Here is a 25,243-nt window from a genome sequence, read left to right as displayed (position 1 = left end):
ACCGCACAACCATCCATCCCTGAACGATCGAAACCGGCATCGGCCGGGGTTGCCGCCCCGTAATGGCCTGCCGGGTGAGGAGCTCTATGCCTCAGGGTACGACCCTGCCTCCCGAGATGCCATCCCACTTCGGCGAGGGCCCCACGCCGATGGAGCCTCCGTTCAACATCGACGCCGAGCGCGCGGTCCTCGGCGCGTGCATGCACAAAGCCGACCTCATCGACGCGGTCCGGCCCATCCTCGGGGACGACGCCTTCTACCGGCCGGCGCACGAGACCATCTGGCGCGCGCTCCTCGCCCAGCGCCGCGAGGACAAGCCGACCGACCCGATCGTCCTCACCGAGCTGCTCCAGCAGCAAGGCGACCTCCAGCGGGTCGGTGGTCACGCCTACGTGTTCCAGCTCGCCGACACGCCCTACGGGACCGGCAGCGCGGAGCACCACGCAGGGATCGTCCGCGAGAAGGCCGACCTGCGCCGCCTGGTGACTTCTGCCGTACGCACTCTCCAACAGGCCCAGGAACCAGGCGCAGACCCCGAGGCGATACGCAGCGAGGTCGAAGCCGACGTACGCGCCGAACGCGAGCGCGCCCTCGCCTCGGGGCAGGGACGGCTGTCCCGCTTCGCCACCGACGGCTGGTCGTTCGTCAAAGAGAGCGGCGCGGACGCCGAACCCCTGTGGGGCACACGCGAGAAGACCCTCTGGGCCCCCGGCGAGAGCCTGATGATCGTCGGCGCTCCGGGCGTCGGCAAGACCACCCTGGCCCACCAGGTGATCTTCGCCCGACTCGGCTTGCAGGAGACCGTCCTGGAGATGCCCGTCGCCCCCAGCAGGCGTGTGCTCTACCTGGCGATGGACCGGCCCAAGCAGATCGCCAAGGCCATGGCCCGCCGCGTCTTCGCCAGTGACGAGAAGACCCTGCGCGAGCGGCTCGTCGTCTGGGAAGGCCCCCTGCCCGCCACCCTCGACAAGGAGCCCGACCTCCTCGCCGACCTCGCCGCCGCCCATCAGGCCGACACCATCGTGATCGACAGCCTCAAGGACGCGGTCAGCACGATGGTCGACGACGGCCTCGCGGTCGCCTTCCACAGCGCCCGCATGCGCGCCCTGCGCAACGGCGTGGAGATCCTTGAGCTGCACCACCAGCGCAAGGCCACCGCCGACGCGCCGCGCGGTCAGCGCCCGAGCCTCGACCAGGTCTACGGCTCCGCCTGGATCACCGCCGGTGCGGGCAGCGTCCTGTTCGTCACCGGCCGGGCGGGCGACCCCGCGGTCACTCTGCACCATCTCAAGACCCCCACCGGTGAAGTCGGACCCCTGGACGTCACGCACGACCACGTGCGCGGCACCACCACCGTCGACCCCACCAAGGACCCCGCCGTCCTGCTGCGCAACGCCCCCAACGGCCTGACCGCACGAGATCTGGCGACCGTCCTTATCGGCGGAGGCGACCCCGAACGCGCCGACATCGAGAAGGCGCGACGCCACCTCGGCCGCCTCGTCGACAGCGGCCTGGCCACCAAGGCCGACGGCATCGCCGGAGGAGCCGGAGGCGGCCAGCAGGCCCGCTACTACGCCTCCGCCCGCCACCTCACCGCCATCGGCTGACCCCTTCACCAGCCCTTGCGGAGCGTTCACGCGACCGTACACGCGGCCCCTGCGCCCAAACATCGCCGTGAACCGCTCACAGCGCACACGCTCACCGCAAAACCGCAGGTAGAGCGATCACGCGACCGTCCACGCCGTACACGCACCCAAGCGATCACGCGCGGGGCCCCCTCTAGAAGGGGGCCCCGCGTGTACGCCCCCTCCGTGAACGCCGCGATCGCCTCCGCACCACGCCTCGGAGTAGCCCCGTACATGCCGCCCGCGATATCCGACACGCTCGCCACCGCTTCCTTCCCGTACACCGATAGTCCGCTCCTGCCCGTGGCCGCCTTGGCCGTCGCCGTCGGCGTACTGCTGGCGGGTCTGAGGGCCCGACGCAGCCAACACCGCCCCCACGAGCGGAAGCGGCGCCTCTCGGCCGCAGTCATCGCAGCGGCCGTGGCGGCGCTGGTGTGCACCGCCTACAGCGCGGACACGAGCTGGCGGTTCGCCGCCCACTACCTCGACATGCACGACACCTCCGAGCGCATGGCGATGTTCGCCGCCGCCGAACTTGCGCTGTTCTCGTTGGCGCTGATGGCCCGCCAGAACCTGCACGGCCCGAGGCAGGCAGCTGGCCTGCCCGGAACCCTGGTCTGGGTGATCACCGCCATGCAGGCCATCCCCGCTTACGCCGAATCCGGCCCGGTCGGTGGCACCGTGCGTGCCTTCACCGGCCCGGTGATGGCGGCCGTGCTGTGGCACGTGGCCATGGGCATCGAGCTCCGCCAGCACACCCCCGACGCCGCCTCCCGCGGGCTCGCCACCGTCCTCGCACGGCAGGCCCGCGAGCAGTTGCTCGCCCGCCTGGGGATCGTCGAGCAGGACCAGGGCGCCGCCCAGATCATCCACGAAAGGGCCACGCAGCGGGCCGTCGCCCTGGCCGCCCGCCTCGCCGAGATGACGCCCGAGCAACGCACCGGACGGACGGGCCGACGCATCGTGCACCGCCTGTCCAAGGCCCTCGCCCGCTCCGGCATCGACGCCGACCCGCGCCGCAATGAGCAACTGCTGCGCCAGCTCGCCACCCGCCGTCAGGCAGCCGCTCTGGCCACCATCGATCTGCCCGGGCGCTGGACTGCCCTCGCCGAGCTGCCCGTCAGCCCGCCCGCGGCGCGGCCCGACCTCTCCCGGGCGGACGCCCACGAACGGGCAGAAGGCAACGGGCGGGCAGAAGACCGCGCCCGCCCGCACCCATCGGATCCGGGCGAAGAGAAACCGCACGCGGGCGCCCGCCCGCAATCCGCCCGCCCGGACCCCACCGCCCGCTCCGGCCCGGAAAGGACAGCCCGCCCGCAGGAGGCGGCTGCGCCTTCCACGGGCAGCGGTTCGCACACCTCGCCGGGCGAGCGTGCTACGGCGGAAACGAAGCGGCCGGGCCGCAAACCGCGCGCCACCAGCACCGTCCTTCGCAACTACGCCCACCAGCTCCTCGACGAGCACGGCCGACTGTCCCGCGACCTCCTGGAAGAGGCCGTACGCAGCAACGGATACAGCGTCGCCAGCGACGACGCCGGCGACATCGTCCGCGCGATCAAGGCCGAACTGAACGCCTCACGCGAAGGCTGACAAGCGCCTCGCCCCGCTTCCCGCCCCTCCCGGAGAACCCCATCGTGACGCACGACCCCCACCACACCGATCAAGACCCCGACGTACTTCCGTCGCTGGCGAAGTCGCCTACGCTGCTGGGGCGTTTGCGGCGGGCGTTCGGACGGACGGCCCCTGGCGGAGCCAGTAGTACCCCGAGTCCGACTCAAGGCCGGACTTCGGGGATCTCCGCCCCGGGGGTGGCGGAGACGGTCCAGCACCAGGGGGCGCCGGACCGTGAGGTCGGGACCGAGAGCGGCCCTGACCTGGACGAGCTCCATGCCGCTCAGCAGCAGATCCTCCGCCCCGCACCCGCCACCGAGCCGACGGCCAGCGAGCGGGCAGTGCAGAGCATCCAGCCAGCGATCCGCCGTTTCACCGGTACCAAGCGGACCGCCCGCGTCGGCCCGCTGCGCTTCACCGGCGACGAGCACGCCGCCCTCCAGGAGGCCGCTACCGAGCACGGCTACAAGGGGGAATCCGGCTTCGCCGCCGACATCGTCCTCGCCTTCATCACCGGCCGGTTCACCGCCAACCTGCCGCTGTCCGAGGACCGCCGCCGCACTCACATGTTCCGCGCCCAGGTGCTGCGCGAACTCAACCGCATCGGCGTCAACGTCAACCAGATCGCCCGCGCCCTCAACAGCGATCTCACCCCACCCGACATCCGTCGGCGCCTTGGTGAGCTGCACGACCTGCTGGAGCTGATCGCCGAGGCCCTGCGCGAACCCGCCGACACCAGGAAGGACGAGGCCGCGTGATCGCCGCCATCAAACCGGCCGGGGCCAACACCCGCGGCCTGCTCGCCTACCTCTACGGCCCCGGTCGGCACGACGAGCACACCGACCCGCACATCGTCGCCGGCTTCGCCATGCTCGGAATGTCCGACCCCGGCCGCGACCAGGACGCCACCCTCACCCAGCTCGCCCGCCACCTCGACGAGCCCGTGCACCTTCGGAACAGCGAGTTCGGCAAGAAGGTCACCGACCACGTCTGGCACTGCCCTGTCCGCACCGCCCCCGAAGACCGGCAGCTCTCCGACGCCGAGTGGGCCGACATCGCGCAGCGCATCGTCGAAGCCGCCGGCATCGCCCCGCCCGGCGACGACCTCGGCTGCCGGTGGATCGCCGTACGCCACGCCGACGACCACATCCACATCCTCGCCACCACCGTCCGCGAAGACGGCCGCCGCCCCAAGCTTCACGACAGCGGCATCCACGTCGGCGATGCCTGCCGCCAGATCGAGACCGATTACGGCCTGCGCCAACTGAAGAAGGGCGACCGCACCGCCGGGCGCCGCCCCACCCAGGCCGAGATGCACAAGGCCGAACGCCTCGGCTGGGAGCAGACCAGCCGCGCGTGGCTCCAGGACCGCATCCGCTCCGCCGTCCCCCATGCCAGCAACGCCGAGGAACTCCTCGCCTACCTCCAGGCCGACGGCATCGCGGTCAAGCCGCGCCGCGGACCTTCCGGAGACCTCCTCGGCTACGCCGTCGGCCGCCCCGGCGACCTCAACAAGGATGGCGAACAGATCTTCCACCCCGGCGGAAAGATCGCCCCCGACCTCACCCTCCCCAAGCTCAAGGCCCGCCTGGAGACCACCACACCGGAGGAACACCCCACCGCCCGCCGCGGCCGCCCCACCACCCCCTGGCACCGGGCCACCGACGCCCTCGACACCCTCCACACCGACGTGGTCGACGACACCCACAACCAGGCTCGTATCACCGCGCTCGGCGAACTGATCGAAGCCACCGCCCAGACGGCCCCCGTCCACCTCCGGGTGGAACTGCGTGTGGCCTCGAAGGCGTTCGCCCGCGCCCAGCGCTCCCAGATCCGCGCCGAGAACCAGGCCGCCCGCACCCTTCGCCAAGCAGCCCGCGACATCGCCCACACCGCCACCGGACCCGACGACAGTGCCCTGGCCACCCTGCTGGCTGCCCTCGTCTGGGCCACGATCGTCGCCGCCCGCTGGCACGAGGCGAAGAACCACGCCCACCAGGCCGAAGCCGCCCGTCAGGCCGTTCACCACCTCCAGACCGCCGCAGACCACGCCCTCGCCCCGGTCGTCGACAGCCTCGCCGCCCGTCAGCCGAGCGACCAGGCCCGCCGGACCCTCGCCCACGACGTCCGCGCCGCCGTCCCCGAGCACGCCGACCGCATCCTCACTGACCCCGCCTGGCCCGCCCTCGCCACCGTCCTCGCCGACGCCGAAGCCGGCGGCCACAAACCCCGCCAACTCCTCAAGGAAGCCGCCGCCAGGCGCGAACTCACCACCGCCCGCCAACCCGCCCGCGTCCTGATCACACGCATCCAGCACACCAGCCGGAACCCCGCACCCAATCCGCGCGCCGAAGCCGCCCGCCTACGCACCACCACGCAGGCATATACGACCGGCCCCGCGGCGTACGTGGCACAGCCCGCAGCAACTCCTGCACCCTCGAATCCGGCCAACCGACCACGGCTGTGAGGAGGTCGGCCCAGCCGCGCCGTCACTACGCTGCCGGTCATGCACGAAGTCGAATACAAAAGCAGTGGCGTGCCGTTGGAGACATACGAACTCGCTCGCGGAGATCACCGCCGTCAGAAGCAGGGTGAGGAGACCAGTCAGTGGGCTCAACGGCAGATTGATGAGGACATCGCCAAATGCCGGGCAGATCCGGCGAGGGCGGAGCGCCGTCGCCAGGCGTTTGAGGAAGCCGCCAAGCTGATGCGGTCCTTCAAGAAGGCCGACCACGAGATCATGCGGTGGCGTATCCGGCTCTACTGCGGCCATATCGTCGAGAAGCAGGCGCACTACACATACGCCGACCCCGTCTCGGCTGGTGTGGGTAGCGAGCGATGCGACGAGTGCAAGGGAAAGCAGTCAACGATCGTGGCCTTCGAGCCGATCGGTCTGCGTGCCGAGCCGCCGAAACTGACAGTGCCCATGCCTCCGCCGCCCCCGAAAAAGCCGACACGAGCCGAGCTCGAACGACGCGTCAAGGCACTGGAGGAGGAGAACGAGCGTCTTCGCGCGAAGCTCACCACTGGTTGAGAGCGGGCCCCGTTCTGAGCACACTGGTCGTAGCAGCCCATGCCCCGCTTCGCCGTATCTCAGGACGGCGAAGCGGACATGACCGTGTTCCCCGGGGCAGTCAGGAAACGAGGGCCGAGTCCAGGTACTCCTGCACCGGCTCGAACAGCCCGTACGGCACATACTCCGCGATCTCGCCATGAGCCACCCACGCCAGCTCGGCCAGCTCCTCGGTGTCCGCGACGTACGCCGTACCTTCCAACACTTCGCAGGCGGTGTACGACATCAGCCGGCCCGTCTTCGGGTGGACCCGCTCGCCGAGCAGCTTCACAGCCGCCACGGTCAGCCCGGTCTCCTCCTGGGTTTCCCGCACAGCGGCGTCCTCGCGGGTCTCGCCGGGCTCGACCTCTCCGGCCGGGAACTGCCAGGAGAGCTGCCCTTCGCTGACCCGGCGGCGCACCATCAGCACGTGCCCCTCGTTCACGACGATGGCAGCGGCGATGCCCGGCCGCTCGTCCGCGTTCTGCTGCGTCACGTCTGCTCCTCCAGGGCGGCCAGGGTGGGTGGGAAGATCGTATCGACGGGGATGAAGCGGGGCACTGCATTTCCGGGCACCCACATGACGTCGATGTTCTCGGCCGCGTCGCTGTTCGTTGCCTCGCCCGCCAGGTACTCGCACAGGAAGTACTCGCACAGCACGCCGGTCACGGGGTGAAGCCGACTCCCGAGGTGCTGCCGGACCGCGCAGTGGATACCTGTCTCGTCCAAGGTCTCCCGCACGGTGACGGTCTCCGCTTTGTTGCCCGGCTTGATGACACCGGCCGGGAACTGCCACGTGATTCCAGCAGCACCATCATCTCGCCTGCACACCAGGAGGACATCGCTGCCGCGGACGACCACCGCGATGGCCACCCGTAGGGCCTGGACGCCCGGAGGCGTCGAGTCCGCTGGGGCCCGCTCCTTCGCCAGCAGGAGCGCGAAGCGCTGTCGCGCGCCCGGAGGAGCCTGCTCATACGCCGTGTCAAGGAGTTGCTGCATCTCTCGCCGCGGCACGACGGACGCATCGGAGTGCCAGGCGGCCACGGTCCGTACCGCGATGCCCAGATGGCCGGCGAACTGTTCGTTGCCGAGCCGTAGGGCGGACTGCAACAGGCAGGCGTACCGACCGCTCCAACGCTCGATCACGTCCACAGGATTGTCCCCTCGTCGCCGCCCCGGTGCAGGAATCCGCGCGCTGAAAGTGCACTCCCACTGCACCGGCACTTCATGGTCGCGCGAGAAGAGCCCCGGAAGAATCAGAGTCACCGGGGGCCGAGGAACCACCCGCCGAAGGCACAGTCCCTGGGAGGCGCATAAGAGGCGCAAGAGCGCCGGACGACCACGAGGAGATTCTAGGTGGGTACGACCAGAGGATCGCGAAGAAGGAGAAGTTGGCCGAATCGAGGGCCTTCGGTCGGCTGACCGGAGCACCCTGGCCAGGGTTCGCCTGTTTGGGGTATTGCCCGCACGCCCGAACCGCCCCGCCGGCGCCGGTAGCCTCAGCGGATGACGGCTGATCATCCGTCATGTTCGGTTGCCAGCAAGGCGAAAGGGAGTCAATGTCCGAGGTTCAGGCACACACTGTCGAGCGCACGCTCGTCCTGCTCAAGCCCGATGCGCTGGCGCGTGGCCTGGCAGGAAGGGTCATCACGCGGTTCGAGGATGCCGCGCTGAAGATCGTCGGCACCAAGATGAAGTGGATGGACGAGGAGTTCACCCGTCGGCACTACTTCGACCTTGAGGAACGGCTGGGTTCGGAGGTCTACAACCTCACGTCGACCTTCATGCAGCAGGGGCCGGTTATTGCCCTGGTACTCGAAGGCTTCGACGCCATCGCCACCGTCCGCAAGATCGTCGGCAGCACGTACCCGAACGAGGCTCCTGCCGGCACGGTGCGAGGCGATCTCTCGCACTACAGCGCGGCGGCCAGCGTCGCCTCGGGCAAGGCGGTCGCGAACCTCGTGCACGCCTCCGGAAACGCGGAAGAGGCCAAGCAGGAGGTGGAGCTGTGGTTCGACAAGGACGAGCTCCAGGACTACAAGACGCTGGCCGAGATCTACACGTACTAGCAGGGGGCCACGGCGTCACCGCGGATACGCCGCGGCGTTGATCACCACTGGGGCACGACCGTTTGAATCGAGAGGGCACCATGACCAATCAAACCCGCTTGGCCTCCACCGACGAGCTGGAGTCGATCTTCCAGCGTGAGCTGACCACCGACCGGTGGGCGGCCACCGAGACCGCATACGCCCTGGCAGCGCGCCATCGCGACCTGGGTGACTGGCCCGCGTCGCAGGAATGGGCCCAACAGTGCCTGCGTCTGCTGGAGGGCTTCCCCGGCGAGACGGAGGAGCAGGCCGCCACCGGCCGCACATCGGTGGGAGGCGTCCAGCTGCCGACCTACCTGCACCCGGGCGTCGTCGAGAAGCGCTTCGGCACCCTCGACTGACACCCACCGATCCACTGGGGTGATGCGGCCCCTACACCGGCCGCATCACCCCCGCTCGACCACCAATCCCATAGTCATCGCCCGACCGGACAGCCCCCGCGCGGCAGGGTCCGGCTGGCTTCGCCATGCCTGAAACGAGGAGGCAGCAGCCCCGTGGCCGTCGAAATCGAGATGCGAGCCCGCTTCACCAAGGAGATCCACGACCAGCTCGTCACCCGCCTGAAGGCGGACGGGGAGGACCTGGGCCCCGACGACAAGCACATCTACTTCTACGTATTGCCCGACCAGCTCCTGAAGGTCACCGACAACACCGCCGCCGGCACCGCCAAGGTCACTCTCAAGGGCAGCAAGATCGGGCAGGGCGCGGCCTTCGCGGAGACCGAGTTCGCCATCGCTCCCGCCGACGTTCCCGCCGCGGTGAAGGTGTTCAACGCCCTCGGGTTCGAGACGGCGATGCACGAAGCGTTCAACTTCCGCCACAACTTCCGCTTCGACGAGGTCGAGATCGCGGTCAAGTGGAGTGAGGCGTGGGGCTACCACGCCGAGTTCGAGGTCCTGCTGGAGGACGGCTCCTCGGACGCCGCTCGCACCGAAGCGGAGGCCAGGATCACGGACGTCGCCACGGCGCTCGGGGTCACGTTGATGACGGAGCAGGAGCTGGCCGACTTCACCGCCGCCTTCGAGGCCGCGGAGAAGGAGCGCAAAGCGCGCGAAGAGCAGGCCGCGCCGATCCGGTAGACGACATCACCGCGGAGACCACCAGGGGGGTGGGCACGAATGAGCACGACCCCGTTGACCGCAAGTCTGATCGACCTGGCTGCCCGTGGGCAGCTTCCGCTCCACCAGCACATGGACCACGCCACCCTCGCGTGGATCAGCGACAACAGGCCCGACCTCCCGCCGACGCCGGCACCGGTCCTGCGCCCGCAATCGAAGGACCTGCTCGCCCACGGCGGACTGCCCACCCCATGGTGGGCCGACCCCCACCTGTACACGTCGCTCCACGGCGTCCGGCACGCCATGAGGACGGCGGCGCTCGCTGCCGTCCTCGTCGAGGCGAACGGCCTCGACGAAGGCGACACGGCCGCGGCGATCCTCGCCGCCGCCGTGCACGACTGCCAGCGACGCCACGACCAGGACGACCGCGGGCATGGCGCCCGCGCGGCCATCTGGCTCGCCGCGAACGCCGACACCGTCTGGGGCCACTTCGGCCTCATTGCCACACCACGGCGAATCGTGCAGGTGGCGACCGCCGTACGACTGCACGACGTCCCGTACGAGGCGTTCACCGCCGACGACCGGGCCGATCACTCCCGGGCCGAGCGCATCACCGACGTGCTCAAGGCCGCAGATGCCCTGGACCGCTACCGCCTGCCGAAACTGAAGTGGTGGCCGGACGCCCGGTACGTTCGCGAACCCGCCTTCGACCAGCAGCGTGACCTCGCCTTCGACCTGGTCCTCGCCTCTGAGAGGGCCTACCTCGCAGGGGCCAGTGGCACCGCGGCCGTCCGCTACGCGCTCGCCGAGAAGGGCCTGGTCTGACCATGGACTTCCTCGACGCCTACCACCTGTGGGCCGACGCCCACGCCTTCTTCGACTCCACCCTCGCCCCCAGCCCCACCGACCACACCGACCCGCTCGCCACTCAGACTGCGGATTGGGAACGACGGCTCGCCGAGGAGACGCCGAACGGCCACCTGCTGCGGCAGAACGCCCTCTTCGAGGCCCTGAGTGGCAACGGCAAGCTTCACCTGCTGCACGTCACCCACGCCTTGGAGGAGATCAGCCGGCAGGGCGTGCTCTACCCGTCGGGCGGCTGCCTCGTCGGAAGCATCTACTGCGCGCCGCTCACCGCGACCGACCAGGGCTTCCGCATGCACAACCTCGGCGCCTACGTCCTGACGAAAGAAGCGCCGGGCTTCCTGACCAAGCTCGGCGTCACCGACCGCGTCCCCACCCCGCTGATCTTCGAGATCAACACCCCGCCGCACGCGTACCGCGGGCTCGCCGGTGTGGACTACCTGCGGCTGGGCCTCATCCACCTACAGATCTACAGCCACCTCGAATACCTGCTGAGCAAGAACGAACGGCACCAGCTGCGCGAGACCGTCGTCAGCCGGGTCAAGAACTCGTCCGCGCTCCTCGCCACCGCTGCCGGCGTCGCCCACCAGGGCACGCAGGTCGATGCCGAGCCCTTCCTGAAGCTGCTCGACGAGACGATCCCGCGACTGCCGATCCTCGGCTACCTGTACTTCGAGGCGGTCGCCGAGTACTTGATGCTCCACTCCACCTCGCACCGCACCCGGCGCCTGGCCGAGCTCGGCGAGCTGAACAACTGGCTGTACAAGGAGATGCTGTTCGCCTCCTTCCCCGCCATGGCCGGCAAGTTCGACCTCGCGAGCTTCCGCCCCCGCCCGAAGCAGCTGGCCGGGCTCATCCACCACGTCGACCCGACCATCGACACCGGTCACGCGAGCGCGTACCTCGTTGAGCGGATCAGCTACCTCGTCGCCGCCCGCCTCTTCGCGCCCGGCGACGCCCCCGAAGCCTGGCACCACACGCGCTGGGAGTTCGACTCGCTGGCCACCCAGCTCGGACCGCTCCTGGGCCACCTCATCCACCGGGAACTGCGCACCTTCGGCCGCTACCCCGACTTCTACTTCTACTTCGATCAGTACAAGGCGCTGCAAGCCTGGAACTACTGGAACCACATGGACATCGTCGCCCCGTTCAACGGCACGATGCCCAAGGGCGAGATCGGCATTAACCCGGCCTACCCCAACCTCGACTACCGCGTCTGGCGCGCCGAGCAGGACGTCGCCGGCCACCTCCACCCGGCCGAAGAGCTCTCGCTGACCATCGCCCCGCGGCTGGTGGACATCAAGTACACCCTGATGCGCAACAACCAGTGGACGGCCCCCGCGCCCAGCGCCGCCTGACCACCGCCGCCTCTCGCGGCCCACACCACCCCGAGCAACCTCACACGCAGGAGATCCGTGATGAGTCCCTCCGGCATGCCCTCCGCCGACCTTCTCGGCGAACAGATCGCCTCTGTCCTCGCCGACCCCGCCACCACCCACGGCCTCGCCCGTAGCCTCCGGACCGCCGCCAAGGAGATCGAACTCCACCGCTACCACCACGCCAGCCGGCGCGCTTGGCCCCACGGCCGGATCGACGCCAAGCCCACCAAGGTGCAGATCGGCGGCGGGGCCCACCGCATCGACGGCTTCTTCAACATCGACCTCGTCCCACCGGCCGACCTCCTCTGGGACATCCGCGAAGGCATCCCCCTCCAGGACGACAGCGCCGACGAGATCTTCTCCGAGCACTTCCTGGAGCACATCGACTACCCGCGCTCGGCCAAGCACTACGCCCGCGAGGCCCACCGTGTCCTTGTGCCGGGCGGCCGGATCATCACCGGCGTCCCCGATGCCGCCTTCGCCCTCAACCAGTACCCCGGCCCTCTGGACGCCGTCGACGAGACGATCGAGCGCTGGTACGCCAAGCGCGACTGCCGGGGCGACATCAACACCCGCCTCGACCTCGTCAACCTCGTCTTCCGCGACCAGGACGACGACCCCACCTACACCCCGCACCTGTGGGCCTACGACCACGAGAAGCTCGTCCAGCTCTTCACCGAGGCGGGCTTCACCAGCGTCGAGCCCTGGACGTTCGACCCCGCCATGGCCAATCCGAAGCGCCGCTGGGGCAGTGTCTACGTGGTCGCGACGAAGTAGCCCCTCAAGCAGCCCGCGAGTCCGGGACGCCCCGTCCCTAGCCGCCCCGGGCTCGCGGGCATCCGCCCACGCCACGGCGCCACTCACCCACCAGACAGCGCCGCCGAGGGAGCCACCCCGATGAACCAGGCCCTCCCGCCCATCAGCGAGCTGACCCTCGCCGCCACTCCCAACGCCGTCGCCTGGGCACGTCGCCACACCGTCGACGTCCTCCAGCGCTGGCGCTTCCCCTCCGATGGCATCGAAGTCGCCCGACTCGTCATCTCGGAACTGGCCACCAACGCAATCCGGCACGCCCAGTCGGCGGGGGCTACTGAGCCGACCGATTCCGGATCCATGGGTCTCGGCATCATCGTTCTCGGGCTCTGGCCCACCGACGACGGCATCATCCTCGCAGTCAGTGACCCCGACCCGCGACCGCCGACGCCTCGCCCCCATGACGCCAGCGCCACCGAAGGCCGCGGACTCGTGCTCATCCAGGCCATGGCCGATCGCTGGGGCTACTCGCCCGCACAGATACCCCCCGGAAAGATCGTCTGGGCAGAGGTCCCCGCTTGCCCCACCGGCGACCTGAGTGAGCCCGGCATCGGCAGTCAGCAAGCCGCGCCCTTGGTCATAGGACGAGTCCTGACCGGCCTGCGCGAGCTGTAGCCGCATGGCCTGGTGCGCCCTCGGCCAAATATGCGCTGCCCGAATCGCGTTGGCTCTCGCGTTCGATGGCTGGTACTCCGCGCAGATCAGCAGACGAAAGATGCGCAAAACCCTATGGCCGCACGATCTACCCGGCACCCTGTATGACGTCCCCCGTGCCGATGTCTGTAGCCCTCCGGAGCAGAGTGCATGACCGAGCAAACTGTCTACCTCGACCCTCCCCCCTACAACTGGCGCACCCGGAAAATCGAAGTCCGTCCTTCCCGTTGGTACGCCACAGTCCAGCTCAACCGCGACGGGTATGCCGAGGTCGCGCGGCGGCAGGGCCTTGACCCCGAACTGCCCTCCGCCTACCAGGAAGCCATCGATGCGGCGCGCGGTGCGGCCATCGACCGTCTCCGGTACGACGGCAGCTCGGACAGCTTCTCGTGGAGCAACGGGCCGAGCTGGGTCACGTTGTTCGTTCCATTCCGGCAGGTCAAGGCCGCGGTCGAGGCCCTGCACGTCGCCGAGCTGAACCACGACTACGGTGCTGCCAGGGCACTTGCTGACCAGCTGGCCCTGCCCGTCGACGACTGGCTGGCCCCTGGCGAGCGGGAGCTGATCCGTGGTGTCGACTTCGATCCGCCGCCCCGTGTGTTCCTGAGGTTCCTGCGGGGCAAGGCCAGGCAGCAGGGAGTGCGCCTCAACGGGCGGGCCACGGCCGGCAGCGTGTGGGTCCGCCCGACGCTGTCGCCCGTCGAGAAGCTGCTACGGGAGAACCGCCCCGAGCGGTACCCCGGCTGGGTGGACCGCTGGTCCGAGTATGACGAGCCGGACAGTATGCCCATCCGACCCTGGGTGGGCGGACAAGACCAGGACCTCAGTTACGGGGCGACCCGCGTCGAGTTCCGCGAGGTGACAACACCAGACCGCTCCGGATGCCCTTGCGGGATGAGCCTGCGAGACCTGGCGGACGGCGATAGCCAGCACACCACCCACCACACAGCATGGACGTTCGGCATCAGGGCGCCCAAGAACCTTGAATGGCACAGCGACCTGGCCGTCGTGACGACGCAGTCACCCATCTCGTGGCGCAGGCTGGCCAACCGGGTAGCGCGGATGCCGCAGAAGGAAGAGCACTACGACTTCAACTCGTGGAACCACCTTGGCGAACCTGAAGCAACCTCGGACAACGTACGGGCCTACCTACTGAAGGCGAACGGGCACGTCATCGGCTACCTGGCCGCCAACGACGCCAGCGAGCATCTCCGTTGGGACCTGGTCGACGGTTCTCCTGACGGCGACCACGACAGCACCTTGCGCCCGCGCATCATCCTGATCTGGGTCGCGGACATCTATCGCCGCCAGGGCGTCGGCGCCATGCTCGTTCAAGCATTGGCCGACGACTTCGGATGCCAAGTGGCCGACGTGTCCTGGTCGACCCCTGTGAGTGACGCCGGCCAGCAGCTCGCCCGCCGGGTCTCGCCCCAGGGGATCTGGATCAGTTAACGCGGGCCTACTGAAAGGAGCCCGGAAGGCAAGCGGCACACGCAGGATCGACTTGCAGAGCAGCCCCAATCCGGTGACGCTCGACGTGCACGGGTCGGGCCCACCCTTGTTGTGGGCCCGACCCGTGTCCCTTCAGATCAGTGCCGCGCGGTGGCCCTCGACGCCTTCCGGCCTTTTGCCGATGCGGTAGACGTCTTGGATTTGACCTTCGAGGTCTCCGCTGCGGCCTGAGCAGAGAAGCCTGCCTCCTCCAGGAACTGCATCGCGGCGAAGATGTCCTTGCAGGTCTTGGTCAGCAGCATGATCGACAGGTCGCTCTGAGCCTCTGGCGGAAGATTCGCCAACGAGCATTTGTAGACGCGCACAGCCGACCTGTACAACGACTCCAGCCGTATCGTTGCGTACAACTTGGCCTTGTCGACATCATTCGAAGCCGCATAGCGGCCGTGTACCAGCGTGAAGTTGGTCTTCTTGTTCGCGCATTGGTGGTCGCGGATCCACGCCTTGCCCCGCTCGAACTGAGAGGGCGTGTTGCGGCCAATCGCATCCTCCCGCTCAAGGCCGTCCTCGCCTGCCTCGACCACTCGGTCCCAAATATCCTCTCCACTGTCGTGCGCCGCCTGGCGGCGCTGCGTGGCCATCGTTACTCTCCTTCTTCGTCCTCCAGCAGGCTCGCCAGCGCCTTGTCCATGTCGGTACGGCCTGTCCTGATGGCGCTCTCGCACCAATCGAGGAGCATGCGTGCCTTGAGGACGTTGTCGAGTACCGCTGCCTTCGTCTCCTCGTTGTAGTCCTGGGCGTGGATCTCGGGAATGATCCGCTGCAGGGAAACGAAGAACGATGCGAAGCTCCCGATCAGCCGAAGGATCTCCAGGGGCGCCTCCTTGTAGTCGACCGCCGGGGCTGCCGTCTCCTCGGCAACTTCCTCGACTTCCCCAGCATCCTCTGTGGGGGCGAGCTCAGCCTCGGCCTCGATCTCGTGATCGACTTGCTGCCAGTGTTCGTACTGGGCCTCACGCAACAGATTGCGCGAGCGCCGGTCGGCCACGACCCGGCCTCGAACCTCCGGTCTGGTGATCATTTCCTTGACGACCTCTGCTGCATCCTCATCGCTGTGCAGGAGCCGTCGGGTCCGGGCCAGCCGTTCGTCCTTGTTGCTGGGCGTGTCAAAGGCGTGGTTCGCGACCTTCTGGGCCTCGTTCTCGGTCCAGCGGTTCTCCTTCGAGATCGGGTCGTACGGATCCTTCCGGATCAGGATGTAGCGGCTCCGGACGTAGGAAAGCTCTCTGTGGACGGAGTAGCAGACGTCCGCGCGACGCTTTTCTTTGGGCCACTGCGATGCAACCGCGTAGTGGTTTCGGAGCGTGGCCGCGTTGATGCCGATCTGATGGGCGAGGAGTTCGATGACCTGCGCCACCTCACCGTGTCCACGTGAGTGGCCGACCAGGGAATCGATCACGAGATCGCCCAGCGCGAACTGAATGCTGGACTTCTGCTTGATCAGCTTCCGCCCCTTGCGGACGATCGGCTCCCATTCGGCCTTCGTATAGCCAGGAGGGAGGGTCAGGGTTGCCACGAGGAGCCTCCTCACTCGTGTGCCAGGCACGTGTGCCCTTGAGCCGGTCCGTGCCCGCTCGTCTAACGCTGTACGGGGCCGTTAAGCAACAACACCAGCCCCCGGCGGCTCTTAACCGTCTACCTACCAATCTACTCCGCTGGTCATCGCCCTGCGGGTGCCTGGAACGGCACAGCTCCCGACTCCCCAGGAAGCGACAGGAGCGATGCTGGAAGGAGAGACGCACCCTGCGGCATCAAGGAGGTGCCTTTATGTGCGAGCACCCCGGTGCCCCTCAGACTGGCCATGCCCCGGGGGAGGAGAGTGTCCGGCGCGGCGGGCGGTTGGCGAGCGAGAAGCGCCGGCCGCAAGTCGACCTTGGTGATCTCGCGCTCAGGGCGCTGAAAACGCGAGTCAGGGACAACAAGGTGCTTCGGATCCTTGCACGCCAGATAGACATCAGCCCCTCCATCTTGGCCAAGTACATGCAGCTCGCGGGCGCCCAAACGACAGAGGGGCGCGCCGCCGTCCTGCCTCCCGCTCGTTCAGTGCTGCCAAGACTGCGCCCACCATCTGTGGACCGGGGAGGTGACCGTTGAGCTATGACCCGCCGCAGGCTGATCCCAGAAGTCTGGTACTGCAAGTACTGCTACCGCCGTCGGCGAATCGGCGTCGGCCCGGACGGCAGCCTTATCGTCTGCACGGTGTGCGGCTACGGACTCGCCCCGTTGGAAGATGTCATCGCCGCCGGCTCCATGCGCACCTGGTACGAAGGAATCTGCGATGCCTTCTACAGCAAGCTCGAATCCGACTACGAGCCCCACGGACGGCCTCGGCAGGGACCGGAGCAAGATCCGTCTCAGCGGTGAGCAGAAGTTCGGTATCGGAGACCTAGCTGTTTCCCTGACTCAGCAACTGGGCTGTACCCGCCGTCAGCGCCACGCCATGATGGTCCGCTTCGCTGAGGAGATCGGGCTCTCGGTCCAACGGCTAGAGCGGTATCGCAGGGTCGCAGTTGCCTGGCCGCCGGAGAAGCGCCATCCAGAGGTCTCGTGGACGGTTCACGAGATCCTCGCCCCGCATCCAGAGCGGTTCAGGCTTCTGGGTCGACCGCCCTCGGTGTCCCTACACAGAGACTGCTGGACGACGACAACTGCGGAGATCGCCGTGCGGGGCTGGTCCCGCCGTGCGTGAGCAATGCGTGAGCGGACGTACTGGGATATCTGGATTGGATACCAAGCCGTATCTTTCTGACCAATCTGGTCTGTGTGAGTGAGGCACGCTCCCGGTCTCAGTCCTGGTCTCATTCACCCCCGTCCGGGACCGTACAGACCAAGCCACGCCAAACGCTCCGCCGCAGGTCAGGACGGGCACGACCCCCGCCGGACCCCCATACGAACATTTGGAAAGCGTGTTGGGGGCAACCCCTCACGAGTTCGAATCTCGTATCCTCCGCCAGTGCCTCACCGGGCACGATGTCGAAGGGCCCCACCGTTCGCGGTGGGGCCCTTCGACGTGTGTGGTTGCGGTTTTGGCTGCTGTTGCCTCGCGTGGGTACGGGCGGCGCCGTGCCGTCTCACCGGGGCATTCGGGAGGCGTGGGTGAGGTGGTCCTGGAGCCGGGCGTGGCGGAACTGGTAGACGGCGCCGGACTGGCGCAGTACGCCGCGCCGGTGAGCGTCCTTCAGGAAGGCGTGCACGGCCCAGGGGAGCCGGCCGGTGAGCGGCAGCCAGATGCGGGACAGGGTCACCCACTGGCCCCATGCCGTCAGGCTGAGTGCGTAGGCGAGCCCGCCGCCCAGGCCGCCCACGGCCCCGATCGAGATCCAGTCGACGATCCTGATCAACTGGGTCCAGCACAGGATCCCGCCCCCGATCCCGGTGAAGAGCACGAACACCAGCAGGTGGAAGAGCACCATCACACGGTTGGTGCGCAGCAGGTCGGGGGGACTGACGGCGGTGTCGATATCGATGGGGGCTTCGAACACAGCCGTGAGCGCGAACGTGAGACCGGCGGCGAGTCCGTACATGAGCCTGTTGATGAGCCCGGTTCGCGCCCCGTGGGCGAGAAAGGTCAGGAGCCCGTCCCCGGACGGTCCCGCCAGTCCGATCACGAGTGTGTCCACGGTCCAGGCCATGAATCCGAAGCCGAACCCGCCGACGAATCCGATCAGCAGCCTGGGGACGATCTCCTTGCGCAGCTCCTTCGTGCCGCCGAGCAGCCGCACCCGTACGCGCGACGGCTCCGGTGCCGCGTTCCCGTACATGAGTCCGTACGCGAGTCCGAAGGCCAGACCGGCTGCGGACCCGAACGAGAGCCCGTTCAGAAGTCCGGTCAGGAGTCCCGGCACAGGTCCGGCCCCCTCGTACCAGAGCACGAACCACATCAGCAGCGCGTCCATGAGTCCGAAGACCAGCGCGGTCACGAGCCCGATGACGCACATGCGCGACGAGCGGCGCAGGGTGCTGCCCAGCTGCCACCAGGCGAGGTCGCGGGTGCCGAGCCGGTCCAGGTGCTGGGCGAGATAGCCGAGCCGGTGCGGGATGCGTGCGCGGTGCGCCGGGGCCTGGTCGCGGTAGACCGTGGGGATGAAGTTGTCCAGGAGGTGATCTCCAAGAGCCTCGGGGGTGCGGAACCCGTCGGTGTCCAGCAGCTCCGACGGGTCGCGGTCCGGAGTGTCGCGGTAGATGGTGCGGGCGAGCGCGCCCATCAACGGAGTCGCCAGCACCGTGGTGAGACGGACGCTGGCCGGGTGCCGAGGATGGTCGCGCAGGTGTTCCAGGACGGGCTCCCACCCGGTCGAGGTGGGCGTCGCCTTGCGCGTGGTGCGCGGCAGGTAGTTGTTGAGGTCGGTCAGGGAGAGGGCGGTCAGGGAGAGGGCGGTCAGTTCGACGACCGCGGCGGAGTTCAGGGCCTTGGTTCCCGTCACCGCGGCGGCGTATTCGGTACGGCGGCTGGTCAGCAGCAGGGGCATGTCGGTGTCGTTGAGCGCTTCCAGCGCGGGACGGTGCAGACCGTCGGCGATCTCGTCGAACCCGTCCAGGACGGGCAGGATGCGGTCGTTGCCGACCAACGCGGCGGCCCGTGTCCACCTGCCGGGGCCGGCCCTGGCCAAGCCGGGCTGGTCGCGCTTGTCGGCCAAGCGGGGGTGGTCGCGCTCCAGTTGGCTGGTCATCCAGCCGCGCAGCGTCGTGGTGGACGGATTCCACGACGCCAGGCTGAAGAGCACCGGCACGGGGTCGGCGGGGGTGTCGCGGGCGGCCAGCCGGTCCAGGACGAACCGTATGGTCAGGATCGTTTTCCCGATCCCGCCCGGCCCAGCACCACCAGCCGCCGGGAGGGAATCCGGCGATGGACCTCCAGGATCTCGTCCAGCCGGCCGGCCAGGGACAGCGGGTGGCAGACGCTCCCGGTGGCAGACGCTCCCGTCCGAAGAGCGGTGGATGTTGGACCAGTGGTCCATCAACTCGTCGGGCGCCAGTAGCCAGCGGACCGGCAGCGGGATCGGGTCCCGGATCTTGCGCTGCTCCTCCTCCGCCCGCCACTGATTGCGGAGCGATTCCGCGAGCAGGTCCGCGTCGTTGTCCAGCGCCTTCTCGAAACGTGAGCGCGGGCGGCCGCCGATGGTCACGGTGTGGGCCTGGATCACGGGCCCGTGTACGGTAGCCGCCCCGCTCACTGTGTTGTACGTCGGGCCCTCATGACTGCACGGCGGGTTCTCATGACCGCACGGCGGGTTCTCATGACCGCACGGCGGGCCCTCATGACCGCACGGCGGGCCCTCAGGGTGGTACGCCGGGTCCTTGCCGCGCCGTCCCTTCGTCATCGGGTCCCTTCGCTATCGAGCCCCATCGCCGTCGGGCACCACCGGCGTGCCGGTCGCGACGGTCACGGATGCCGCAGCCGCTTCATGAGCAGCTTGACGAAGTCGTTCATATCGGCCTGGAGGCAAGAGGGGCGAGAAGAGCAGGGGGAGGGGCCGATTGCGGGGGTTTCTGGGGTTTCAGGGGGTTCTGGGGACGTACGGAGTCCGCTCTTCGTGCCCGGTGCGTATCCCCGGCTCGGCCCCGCGATGCGGGCCGGCGCCGACCCCTGGGATCTCGACGCCTTGTTCGTCTCGGGTCTCGCCGGCGTTCTGGACGGCATCGCGGCCGATCTGGCGAGGCGAGGCATCGAGAGCTGAGCTTCGCGTGACCGGTGCACTCGGCGTGAGTGACAGGTGTGAGCCAGTTCCCGGAATTCCCGTCAGTTCCCGGAATCCCCGTCAGTTCCCGGGTTTCCCGTCAGCTCTCGGCTGTTACGGGAGAAGGCCGAGTGCATGAGAGGGAGGACCGAATGCGTGAGGGAGGGCCGGGTGCACCGGCCCTCCCTCACCTCACCAGGGTGGCAGGGTTCAGCGCAGCCGCAGGGCCGTGCGGAGGGTGGTGAAGAGGTCGGTCTGGTCGGTGACGCCGAGGACCCGGTCGGCGTTGGGGCCCTGGGCGGCGATCCGGACCTGGGTGCCGGTGTGCTCCTGGGACTGGCCCGGGGTGTTGGTGGAGTAGTTGACCTTCAGCTTCCCGCCCTCGTTGGTGACGAGGGTGGCGGAGAGGCCGGGCGGGGTGGCCTCCAGCGGCACGATCTGGCTGGTGTGGCCGTGGTCGGCGGTGGTGACCACGAGGGTGTCGGGGTGCTTGGCGGCGTAGTCGCGGGCGACCTTGACGGCGCGGTCGAAGGCGGCGGTCTCACCGATCTGGCCGCACGGGTCGGCGGCGTGGTCCTGCTTGTCGATCGAGGCGCCCTCGACCTGGAGGAAGAACCCCTTGCCGTTGCTGCCGTGCTTCTTGCTCTGCTTGGTCTCCAGCAGGGCGAGGGCCTTGCGGGTCTGGTTCTCCAGGCTCGGGGTGCCGGCCGGACGCCCGGCGTTGCTGGTGGTGCAGCGCTGCGGGTCGGTGCCGCCGACGGCCGCGGGCTTGCCCGTCCACTCGACGGGCACGTTGCCCGGCGCGAAGAGGCCGAGGACCGGCTTGCCGGGCTTGACGGCGCTCAGGCCCTTGTCGTCGGTCACGATCTGGTAGCCGAGCCGTCGGGCCTGCTCGGTGACCGTCCTGCCCTTGTACGGGCCTTCGGTGATGGTCTGGTCGAAGCGGGCCTTGCCGCCGCCGAGGAGCACGTCCACCTTGTGGTTGACGCTCTGCTCGGCGATCGAGCCGAGGCCGCCGTTGCGGAGGGTGTCCGCGGAGCACTTCTTCATGTCGGCCGGGCCCTGGCAGCTGCGGTCGCCGACGTGCGAGGCGAGTACGGCGGGGGTGGCGTCGGTCAGCTCGGCGGTGGTGACGCTGCCGGTGGCCAGCCCGTTCTTCTGCGCCAGCTCCAGGATCGTCGGCAGCGCCTTGTCGGTGCCCGGGGTCTTGGAGATCCGGCCGTTGACGGTCTTGTGGCCGGTGGCCCAGCCGGTGCCGCTCGCGGCGGAGTCGGTGACGTAGTCCGGCTTGCCGTTCTTGTCGACGGCGTAGGTGGTGTACGCACCGGTGCTCGGGAACTTGTCCATGTTCAGCCGGCCCGCCGCGCCCACCGTGTAGTCGCGGGCGAGGGTGATCTCGGAGTCGCCCATCCCGTCGCCGATCAGCAGGATGACGTTCTTCGCCTGCTTGCTCTTGGCCGTGTGCGCGACGCTCTGGCCGGAGTCGGACGCGTACGCGACGGCGGGCACCGCGACACCGGCGACCAGCAGGGCCGCAGCGCCCCAGGCCAGGCCGCGGCGGTGCATACGGGAACGGGACATGCGATCTCCTCCTAGACGGAACGGCACACGCCGCCTCCGGCTCAGAGCACACCAGGGCCGCGGATACCGCGGGTGACGCGGAGATGGCGTACGGGACAACTGACGTGGGGCCTGCGGTTCATGCGGGTCCGTGCTCCTCGTACGCCCTGACCCGCGGCAGCCGGTCGGCGCCGGACGCTCCGCGAACCGCACCGGCGCGGGCGGACGGTCCCGCCGGCACCCGCGCCGGCGCCCCGGCGTCCCCCGACCGGCCCCGCTCCGGCCGCGCCGTGCGGTGCGGGGGAGTAGGACGGAGGGGACGGGTGGCGCCGAGGCGTGGATCGGACCGGGATGCAGATCGTTGTCGACCTCAATCGGTGTCAGAGCTATGCGCAGTGCGTGTTCCTCGCGCCGCGCGTGTTCGAGCTGCACGGTGAGGAGGCCCTGATGTACGCGCCGGCGGTACCGGGCGATCAGCGGGAACACGTACGGCGGGCGGCGGCGGCCTGCCCAGTGCAGGCCATCCTCGTCGGCGAACCGGCGGGGGACGGTGCCGCGCCTTCCGGTGCCGGTGGTCCGGCGGCCGGTGCCGGTGGTGGACGGGCGGGCGTCGATGGCCGGTGAAGCGTGGGGCGGGCACAGTGGGCGGATCGTCATCGTCGGTGCGTCGCTGGCCGGGCTGCGGGCCGCCGAGACGCTGCGCGCGGAAGGCTTCGGCGGTTCGCTGACGCTGGTCGGGGATGAGCCCCATCCCCCGTACGACCGGCCGCCGCTGTCCAAGCAGGTGCTGCTCGGGCGGGTGCGCGCGGCGGACGCCGGGCTGCCGCGCCGCCACGCGGTGGACGCGCGGTGGAAGCTCGGGGTGCGGGCCAGCGGGCTGGATCCGGTCGAGAAGCTGGTACTGCTCGCCGACGGCGAGCACCTGCCCTTCGACCGGCTGCTGATCGCCACCGGAACGCGGGCCCGGCCCTGGCCGCGGCCCGACCAGGCCCGGCTGGACGGGGTGCTGACGCTGCGCACGCTCGACGACGCGGCCCGCCTCGCCGAGCGTCTCGACGCCCGACCGCGCCGGGTCCTGGTGATCGGCGCCGGGTTCACCGGCTCGGAGATCGCGTCCGCCTGCCGGGAACGCGGTCTGGCGGTGACGGTCGCCGAACGCGGACCCGCGCCGCTGGTCGGCGCGCTCGGCGGGACCCTCGGCGCCTTCGCCGCGAAGTTGCAGCGCGCGCACGGAGTCGATCTGCGCTGCGGGGTGACGGTCACCGCGCTGCGCGGCAGCGGCGGCAGGCTCACCGGCGCCGACCTGTCCGACGGCACCCGGATCGACGCCGAGATCGCCGTGGTCGCCCTGGGCGCGGTCCGCAACACCGAATGGCTGGCCGGATCGGGGCTCGCCGCCGGCCCCCGGGGCGTGGCCTGCGACGCGGGGTGCCGGGCCTTCAACATGTACGGGATCGTCACCGACGATGTCTTCGTCGCCGGTGACGTGGCCCGGTTCCCGCATCCGCTCTTCGAGTACCAGATGCTCTCCCTCGAACACTGGGGCAACGCGGTCGCGCAGGCCGAGGTGGCGGCCCACAACATGGTCAGCCCGGGGCCGCGCCGGCGCCCGCACCTGACGGTGCCGGCCTTCTGGTCCAGCCAGTTCGGCCTCAACATCAAGTCCGTCGGCGTACCGACGTTCTCCGACCAGGTGGTCATCGCCCAGGGCTCGTTGAAGGAGGGCCGGCTGGTCGCGGTCTACGGGTACCGGGGCCGCATCACCGCGGCGGTCAGCGTGAACCGGGCCAAGTGGCTGGAGCACTACCAGACGCTGATCGAGTCCGCGGCGCCGTTCCCGCCCGCGGCCGGTGCCGCCGACCGGCCGGAGTCCCCGGTCCCCGTCCCCTCCGACGTACCGGACCCCAAGGTGCTCTCGCACGGCCCGACCGTCACCCTCACGGGCCATCTGCCGGACCGGCGGCTGACCGTGGTGGTACGGCAGAACGGCTGACCCGCCGCCCTCAGCACACCTCCCCCGCCCCCGCCCCCGATGAGGAGCCCGCGCGCATGTCCACGGACACCCTGTTCCACCGGATCACCGACTACGCCCACCGCGCCGACCCCTATCCGCTCTACGCCGAGCTCCGGGAGAACGGGGTGGCCCGGCAGGACGACGGCAGCTATCTGGTGGGCACGTACCACGAGATCGCCGCGCTGCTCCACGACCCGCGGATCAGCTCGGACGTCCGGCACCGTACGGACCCGGGCGACGCGCTGCTCAGAAGGGGCGATCTGCCGCCGGCCTTCATCGGGGTGGACGACCCCGAACACGACCGGCTGCGCCGCATCACCATGCGGCCGTTCGGCCCGCCGCACTCCCCCGGGCGGATCGACGCCCTGCACGGTGACATCACGCGGATCGCCCGGGAGCTGATCGACGCCTTCCGGGGCAAGGACCGGATCGACCTCGTGGACGACTTCGCCTATCCGCTGCCCGTCACCGTGATCTGCGGGCTGCTGGGCGTGCCCCAGGAGGACGTGCCCCAGATCCGCGCCTGGACGAACGCGGTCATCGCCGGTTTCGACTTCACCCCCGGGACGGACCCGGAGCGGCGATGGCGTGCGGCCGGTGAGGCCCGGACGGCGATGGCGCACTATCTGGCGGAGCTCGCCGGGTCCCGGCGCGGCCACCCGTCCGGCGATCTGCTCTCCGCCCTCGTCAACGATGCGGGCCCCGAGGGACGGCTCACCACGCCGGAGCTGATGGCGACCTCGGTCCTGCTGCTCATCGCCGGGCACGAGACGACCGTCAACCTGATCACCAACGGCATGCTCACCTTCCTGCGCCACCCGGACGTGCTGGCGCGGCTGCGCGGGGCGCCGGAGCTGATGCCGTCGGCGGTGGAGGAACTGCTGCGCTACGAGCCGCCCGTGCAGCTGCTGCCGCAGCGGACCCCGCTCACCGACGTCGAGGTCGGGGGCATCACCGTCCCCCGGGGCGCACCCCTGATCCTGGTGCTCGCCGCCGGCAACCGGGACCCGCTGCGGTTCGAGGATCCCGACCGTTTCGACCCGGCCCGGCAGGACAACCAGCACTTCGGCTTCGGCAGCGGTATCCACAACTGCTTCGGCGCACCGCTCGCCCGGGTCGAGGCCCGGATCGCGCTGACCGAGCTGCTCCGCCACCTCGACGCTCCCCGCCTGGTCGAGGACCCGCCCCCGTACCGGCGCAGCCCGGTGCTGCGCGGCCCCCGCCACCTGCTGGTCGACCGGGCGGGCGGCGGGTGAGCCGACGCCCGCGCGGGCCGCGCCGGTACGCGGGGCCCGCCGGCCCGGTTCGCGGAGGC

The 25,243-nt window shown here is 69.5% G+C and carries 24 protein-coding genes; 18 read left to right on the top strand and 6 right to left on the bottom strand.

Annotation, left to right across the window (positions count from 1 at the left end):
- Positions 1 to 86: 86 nt before the first annotated feature.
- The 5 genes from ACLJWH_RS30030 to ACLJWH_RS30010 all read left to right on the top strand — a co-directional run bounded on the left by ACLJWH_RS30030 (position 87) and on the right by ACLJWH_RS30010 (position 6,270).
- Positions 87 to 1,607 (top strand): DnaB-like helicase N-terminal domain-containing protein, encoded by a 1,521-nt coding sequence (locus tag ACLJWH_RS30030; protein WP_411144919.1) that lies wholly within the window; start codon positions 87 to 89, stop codon positions 1,605 to 1,607.
- Positions 1,608 to 1,859: 252 nt separating this feature from the next.
- A complete protein-coding gene (locus tag ACLJWH_RS30025) occupies positions 1,860 to 3,215 on the top strand; it encodes a hypothetical protein (protein ID WP_411144997.1) in 1,356 nt (451 codons plus the stop codon).
- A 218-nt stretch (positions 3,216 to 3,433) separates the two neighbouring features.
- Entirely contained in the window at positions 3,434 to 3,994 is a 561-nt protein-coding gene (locus tag ACLJWH_RS30020) for a MobC family plasmid mobilization relaxosome protein (RefSeq protein WP_411144918.1), read from the top strand.
- Positions 3,991 to 5,703: a relaxase/mobilization nuclease domain-containing protein gene (locus ACLJWH_RS30015; RefSeq protein ID WP_411144917.1), complete on the top strand. Its 1,713-nt coding sequence runs from the start codon at positions 3,991 to 3,993 to the stop codon at positions 5,701 to 5,703. The genes ACLJWH_RS30020 and ACLJWH_RS30015 overlap by 4 nt, the downstream gene beginning before the upstream one ends.
- Before the next feature lie 39 nt (positions 5,704 to 5,742).
- Positions 5,743 to 6,270, top strand: a complete 528-nt coding sequence (locus ACLJWH_RS30010) for a hypothetical protein (RefSeq protein WP_411144916.1) — start codon at positions 5,743 to 5,745, stop codon at positions 6,268 to 6,270.
- Positions 6,271 to 6,370: 100 nt separating this feature from the next.
- On the opposite strand, the gene ACLJWH_RS30005 is transcribed toward ACLJWH_RS30010, so the two are convergent.
- Together ACLJWH_RS30005 and ACLJWH_RS30000 are read right to left on the bottom strand one after the other, a co-directional pair.
- Positions 6,371 to 6,784, bottom strand: coding sequence for an NUDIX hydrolase (locus ACLJWH_RS30005; protein WP_411144915.1), 414 nt, complete (start codon positions 6,782 to 6,784; stop codon positions 6,371 to 6,373).
- A complete protein-coding gene (locus tag ACLJWH_RS30000) occupies positions 6,781 to 7,440 on the bottom strand; it encodes an NUDIX hydrolase (protein ID WP_411144914.1) in 660 nt (219 codons plus the stop codon). The genes ACLJWH_RS30005 and ACLJWH_RS30000 overlap by 4 nt, the downstream gene beginning before the upstream one ends.
- 407 nt (positions 7,441 to 7,847) lie before the next feature.
- Between ACLJWH_RS30000 and ACLJWH_RS29995 the strand changes: the two genes are divergently transcribed.
- The 8 genes from ACLJWH_RS29995 to ACLJWH_RS29960 all read left to right on the top strand — a co-directional run bounded on the left by ACLJWH_RS29995 (position 7,848) and on the right by ACLJWH_RS29960 (position 14,616).
- Entirely contained in the window at positions 7,848 to 8,357 is a 510-nt protein-coding gene (locus ACLJWH_RS29995) for a nucleoside-diphosphate kinase (protein ID WP_411144913.1), read from the top strand.
- A gap of 80 nt (positions 8,358 to 8,437) precedes the next feature.
- Positions 8,438 to 8,737, top strand: coding sequence for a hypothetical protein (locus tag ACLJWH_RS29990; protein WP_411144912.1), 300 nt, complete (start codon positions 8,438 to 8,440; stop codon positions 8,735 to 8,737).
- A gap of 153 nt (positions 8,738 to 8,890) precedes the next feature.
- Positions 8,891 to 9,475, top strand: a complete 585-nt coding sequence (locus tag ACLJWH_RS29985; RefSeq protein WP_411144911.1) for a hypothetical protein — start codon at positions 8,891 to 8,893, stop codon at positions 9,473 to 9,475.
- A 39-nt stretch (positions 9,476 to 9,514) separates the two neighbouring features.
- A complete protein-coding gene (locus ACLJWH_RS29980; protein WP_411144910.1) occupies positions 9,515 to 10,279 on the top strand; it encodes a hypothetical protein in 765 nt (254 codons plus the stop codon).
- A gap of 2 nt (positions 10,280 to 10,281) precedes the next feature.
- The gene (locus ACLJWH_RS29975) at positions 10,282 to 11,676 is read left to right on the top strand and encodes a hypothetical protein (RefSeq protein WP_411144909.1); all 1,395 of its coding nucleotides are present in this window, start codon (positions 10,282 to 10,284) and stop codon (positions 11,674 to 11,676) included.
- Between the two features lie 60 nt (positions 11,677 to 11,736).
- The gene (locus ACLJWH_RS29970; RefSeq protein ID WP_411144908.1) at positions 11,737 to 12,474 is read left to right on the top strand and encodes a class I SAM-dependent methyltransferase; all 738 of its coding nucleotides are present in this window, start codon (positions 11,737 to 11,739) and stop codon (positions 12,472 to 12,474) included.
- A gap of 120 nt (positions 12,475 to 12,594) precedes the next feature.
- Entirely contained in the window at positions 12,595 to 13,125 is a 531-nt protein-coding gene (locus ACLJWH_RS29965) for an ATP-binding protein (protein ID WP_411144907.1), read from the top strand.
- A 189-nt stretch (positions 13,126 to 13,314) separates the two neighbouring features.
- Positions 13,315 to 14,616 carry a GNAT family N-acetyltransferase gene (locus ACLJWH_RS29960; protein ID WP_411144906.1) on the top strand — a complete coding sequence of 434 codons (1,302 nt, stop codon included), beginning with the start codon at positions 13,315 to 13,317 and terminating at the stop codon, positions 14,614 to 14,616.
- A 137-nt stretch (positions 14,617 to 14,753) separates the two neighbouring features.
- On the opposite strand, the gene ACLJWH_RS29955 is transcribed toward ACLJWH_RS29960, so the two are convergent.
- Positions 14,754 to 15,257, bottom strand: coding sequence for a hypothetical protein (locus tag ACLJWH_RS29955; RefSeq protein ID WP_411144905.1), 504 nt, complete (start codon positions 15,255 to 15,257; stop codon positions 14,754 to 14,756).
- A gap of 2 nt (positions 15,258 to 15,259) precedes the next feature.
- Entirely contained in the window at positions 15,260 to 16,192 is a 933-nt protein-coding gene (locus ACLJWH_RS29950; protein WP_411144904.1) for a DUF6192 family protein, read from the bottom strand.
- Between the two features lie 581 nt (positions 16,193 to 16,773).
- Between ACLJWH_RS29950 and ACLJWH_RS29945 the strand changes: the two genes are divergently transcribed.
- Positions 16,774 to 17,040: a hypothetical protein gene (locus ACLJWH_RS29945; protein WP_411144903.1), complete on the top strand. Its 267-nt coding sequence runs from the start codon at positions 16,774 to 16,776 to the stop codon at positions 17,038 to 17,040.
- A gap of 707 nt (positions 17,041 to 17,747) precedes the next feature.
- Here the strand turns inward: ACLJWH_RS29945 and ACLJWH_RS29940 are convergent.
- On the bottom strand, positions 17,748 to 19,820 hold the full coding sequence (locus ACLJWH_RS29940; RefSeq protein WP_411144902.1) for a hypothetical protein: 2,073 nt from the start codon (positions 19,818 to 19,820) through the stop codon (positions 17,748 to 17,750).
- 390 nt (positions 19,821 to 20,210) lie between these two features.
- Here ACLJWH_RS29940 and ACLJWH_RS29935 point away from each other — a divergent pair, with 390 nt between their 5' ends.
- On the top strand, positions 20,211 to 20,354 hold the full coding sequence (locus ACLJWH_RS29935; RefSeq protein WP_411144901.1) for a hypothetical protein: 144 nt from the start codon (positions 20,211 to 20,213) through the stop codon (positions 20,352 to 20,354).
- Between the two features lie 210 nt (positions 20,355 to 20,564).
- Here the strand turns inward: ACLJWH_RS29935 and ACLJWH_RS29930 are convergent, their stop codons facing one another.
- Positions 20,565 to 21,935 (bottom strand): alkaline phosphatase, encoded by a 1,371-nt coding sequence (locus ACLJWH_RS29930; protein WP_411144900.1) that lies wholly within the window; start codon positions 21,933 to 21,935, stop codon positions 20,565 to 20,567.
- 330 nt (positions 21,936 to 22,265) lie between these two features.
- Here ACLJWH_RS29930 and ACLJWH_RS29925 point away from each other — a divergent pair, with 330 nt between their 5' ends.
- The 3 genes from ACLJWH_RS29925 to ACLJWH_RS29915 are packed head-to-tail and all read left to right on the top strand — an operon-like array spanning position 22,266 to position 25,184.
- A complete protein-coding gene (locus ACLJWH_RS29925) occupies positions 22,266 to 22,538 on the top strand; it encodes a ferredoxin (protein WP_411144899.1) in 273 nt (90 codons plus the stop codon).
- Positions 22,528 to 23,907 (top strand): NAD(P)/FAD-dependent oxidoreductase, encoded by a 1,380-nt coding sequence (locus ACLJWH_RS29920; RefSeq protein WP_411144898.1) that lies wholly within the window; start codon positions 22,528 to 22,530, stop codon positions 23,905 to 23,907. Before ACLJWH_RS29925 ends, ACLJWH_RS29920 begins: the two co-directional genes overlap by 11 nt.
- 56 nt (positions 23,908 to 23,963) lie before the next feature.
- Positions 23,964 to 25,184 (top strand): cytochrome P450, encoded by a 1,221-nt coding sequence (locus ACLJWH_RS29915; RefSeq protein ID WP_411144897.1) that lies wholly within the window; start codon positions 23,964 to 23,966, stop codon positions 25,182 to 25,184.
- The last annotated feature ends 59 nt before the right edge of the window (positions 25,185 to 25,243 follow it).

It is taken from the genome of Streptomyces sp. x-80 (genome assembly GCF_046549095.1).
In the GTDB taxonomy this organism is placed as follows: domain Bacteria; phylum Actinomycetota; class Actinomycetes; order Streptomycetales; family Streptomycetaceae; genus Streptomyces; species Streptomyces celluloflavus.
This window is presented reverse-complemented; position numbering and strand designations above follow the sequence as displayed.

Excerpts from the sequence above, each read along its gene's own strand:
- ACLJWH_RS29965 (WP_411144907.1), top strand. The coding sequence starts at position 12,595 with ATGAACCAGGCCCTCCCGCCCATCAGCGAGCTGACCCTCGCCGCCACT.
- ACLJWH_RS29945 (WP_411144903.1), top strand. The coding sequence starts at position 16,774 with ATGACCCGCCGCAGGCTGATCCCAGAAGTCTGGTACTGCAAGTACTGC.
- ACLJWH_RS29970 (WP_411144908.1), top strand. The coding sequence starts at position 11,737 with ATGAGTCCCTCCGGCATGCCCTCCGCCGACCTTCTCGGCGAACAGATC.
- ACLJWH_RS30030 (WP_411144919.1), top strand. The coding sequence starts at position 87 with ATGCCTCAGGGTACGACCCTGCCTCCCGAGATGCCATCCCACTTCGGC.
- ACLJWH_RS29955 (WP_411144905.1), bottom strand. The coding sequence starts at position 15,257 with ATGGCCACGCAGCGCCGCCAGGCGGCGCACGACAGTGGAGAGGATATT.
- ACLJWH_RS30010 (WP_411144916.1), top strand. The coding sequence starts at position 5,743 with ATGCACGAAGTCGAATACAAAAGCAGTGGCGTGCCGTTGGAGACATAC.
- ACLJWH_RS29960 (WP_411144906.1), top strand. The coding sequence starts at position 13,315 with ATGACCGAGCAAACTGTCTACCTCGACCCTCCCCCCTACAACTGGCGC.
- ACLJWH_RS29915 (WP_411144897.1), top strand. The coding sequence starts at position 23,964 with ATGTCCACGGACACCCTGTTCCACCGGATCACCGACTACGCCCACCGC.
- ACLJWH_RS29975 (WP_411144909.1), top strand. The coding sequence starts at position 10,282 with ATGGACTTCCTCGACGCCTACCACCTGTGGGCCGACGCCCACGCCTTC.
- ACLJWH_RS29930 (WP_411144900.1), bottom strand. The coding sequence starts at position 21,935 with ATGTCCCGTTCCCGTATGCACCGCCGCGGCCTGGCCTGGGGCGCTGCG.
- ACLJWH_RS29980 (WP_411144910.1), top strand. The coding sequence starts at position 9,515 with ATGAGCACGACCCCGTTGACCGCAAGTCTGATCGACCTGGCTGCCCGT.
- ACLJWH_RS29990 (WP_411144912.1), top strand. The coding sequence starts at position 8,438 with ATGACCAATCAAACCCGCTTGGCCTCCACCGACGAGCTGGAGTCGATC.
- ACLJWH_RS29995 (WP_411144913.1), top strand. The coding sequence starts at position 7,848 with ATGTCCGAGGTTCAGGCACACACTGTCGAGCGCACGCTCGTCCTGCTC.
- ACLJWH_RS29920 (WP_411144898.1), top strand. The coding sequence starts at position 22,528 with ATGGCCGGTGAAGCGTGGGGCGGGCACAGTGGGCGGATCGTCATCGTC.
- ACLJWH_RS30025 (WP_411144997.1), top strand. The coding sequence starts at position 1,860 with ATGCCGCCCGCGATATCCGACACGCTCGCCACCGCTTCCTTCCCGTAC.
- ACLJWH_RS29925 (WP_411144899.1), top strand. The coding sequence starts at position 22,266 with ATGCAGATCGTTGTCGACCTCAATCGGTGTCAGAGCTATGCGCAGTGC.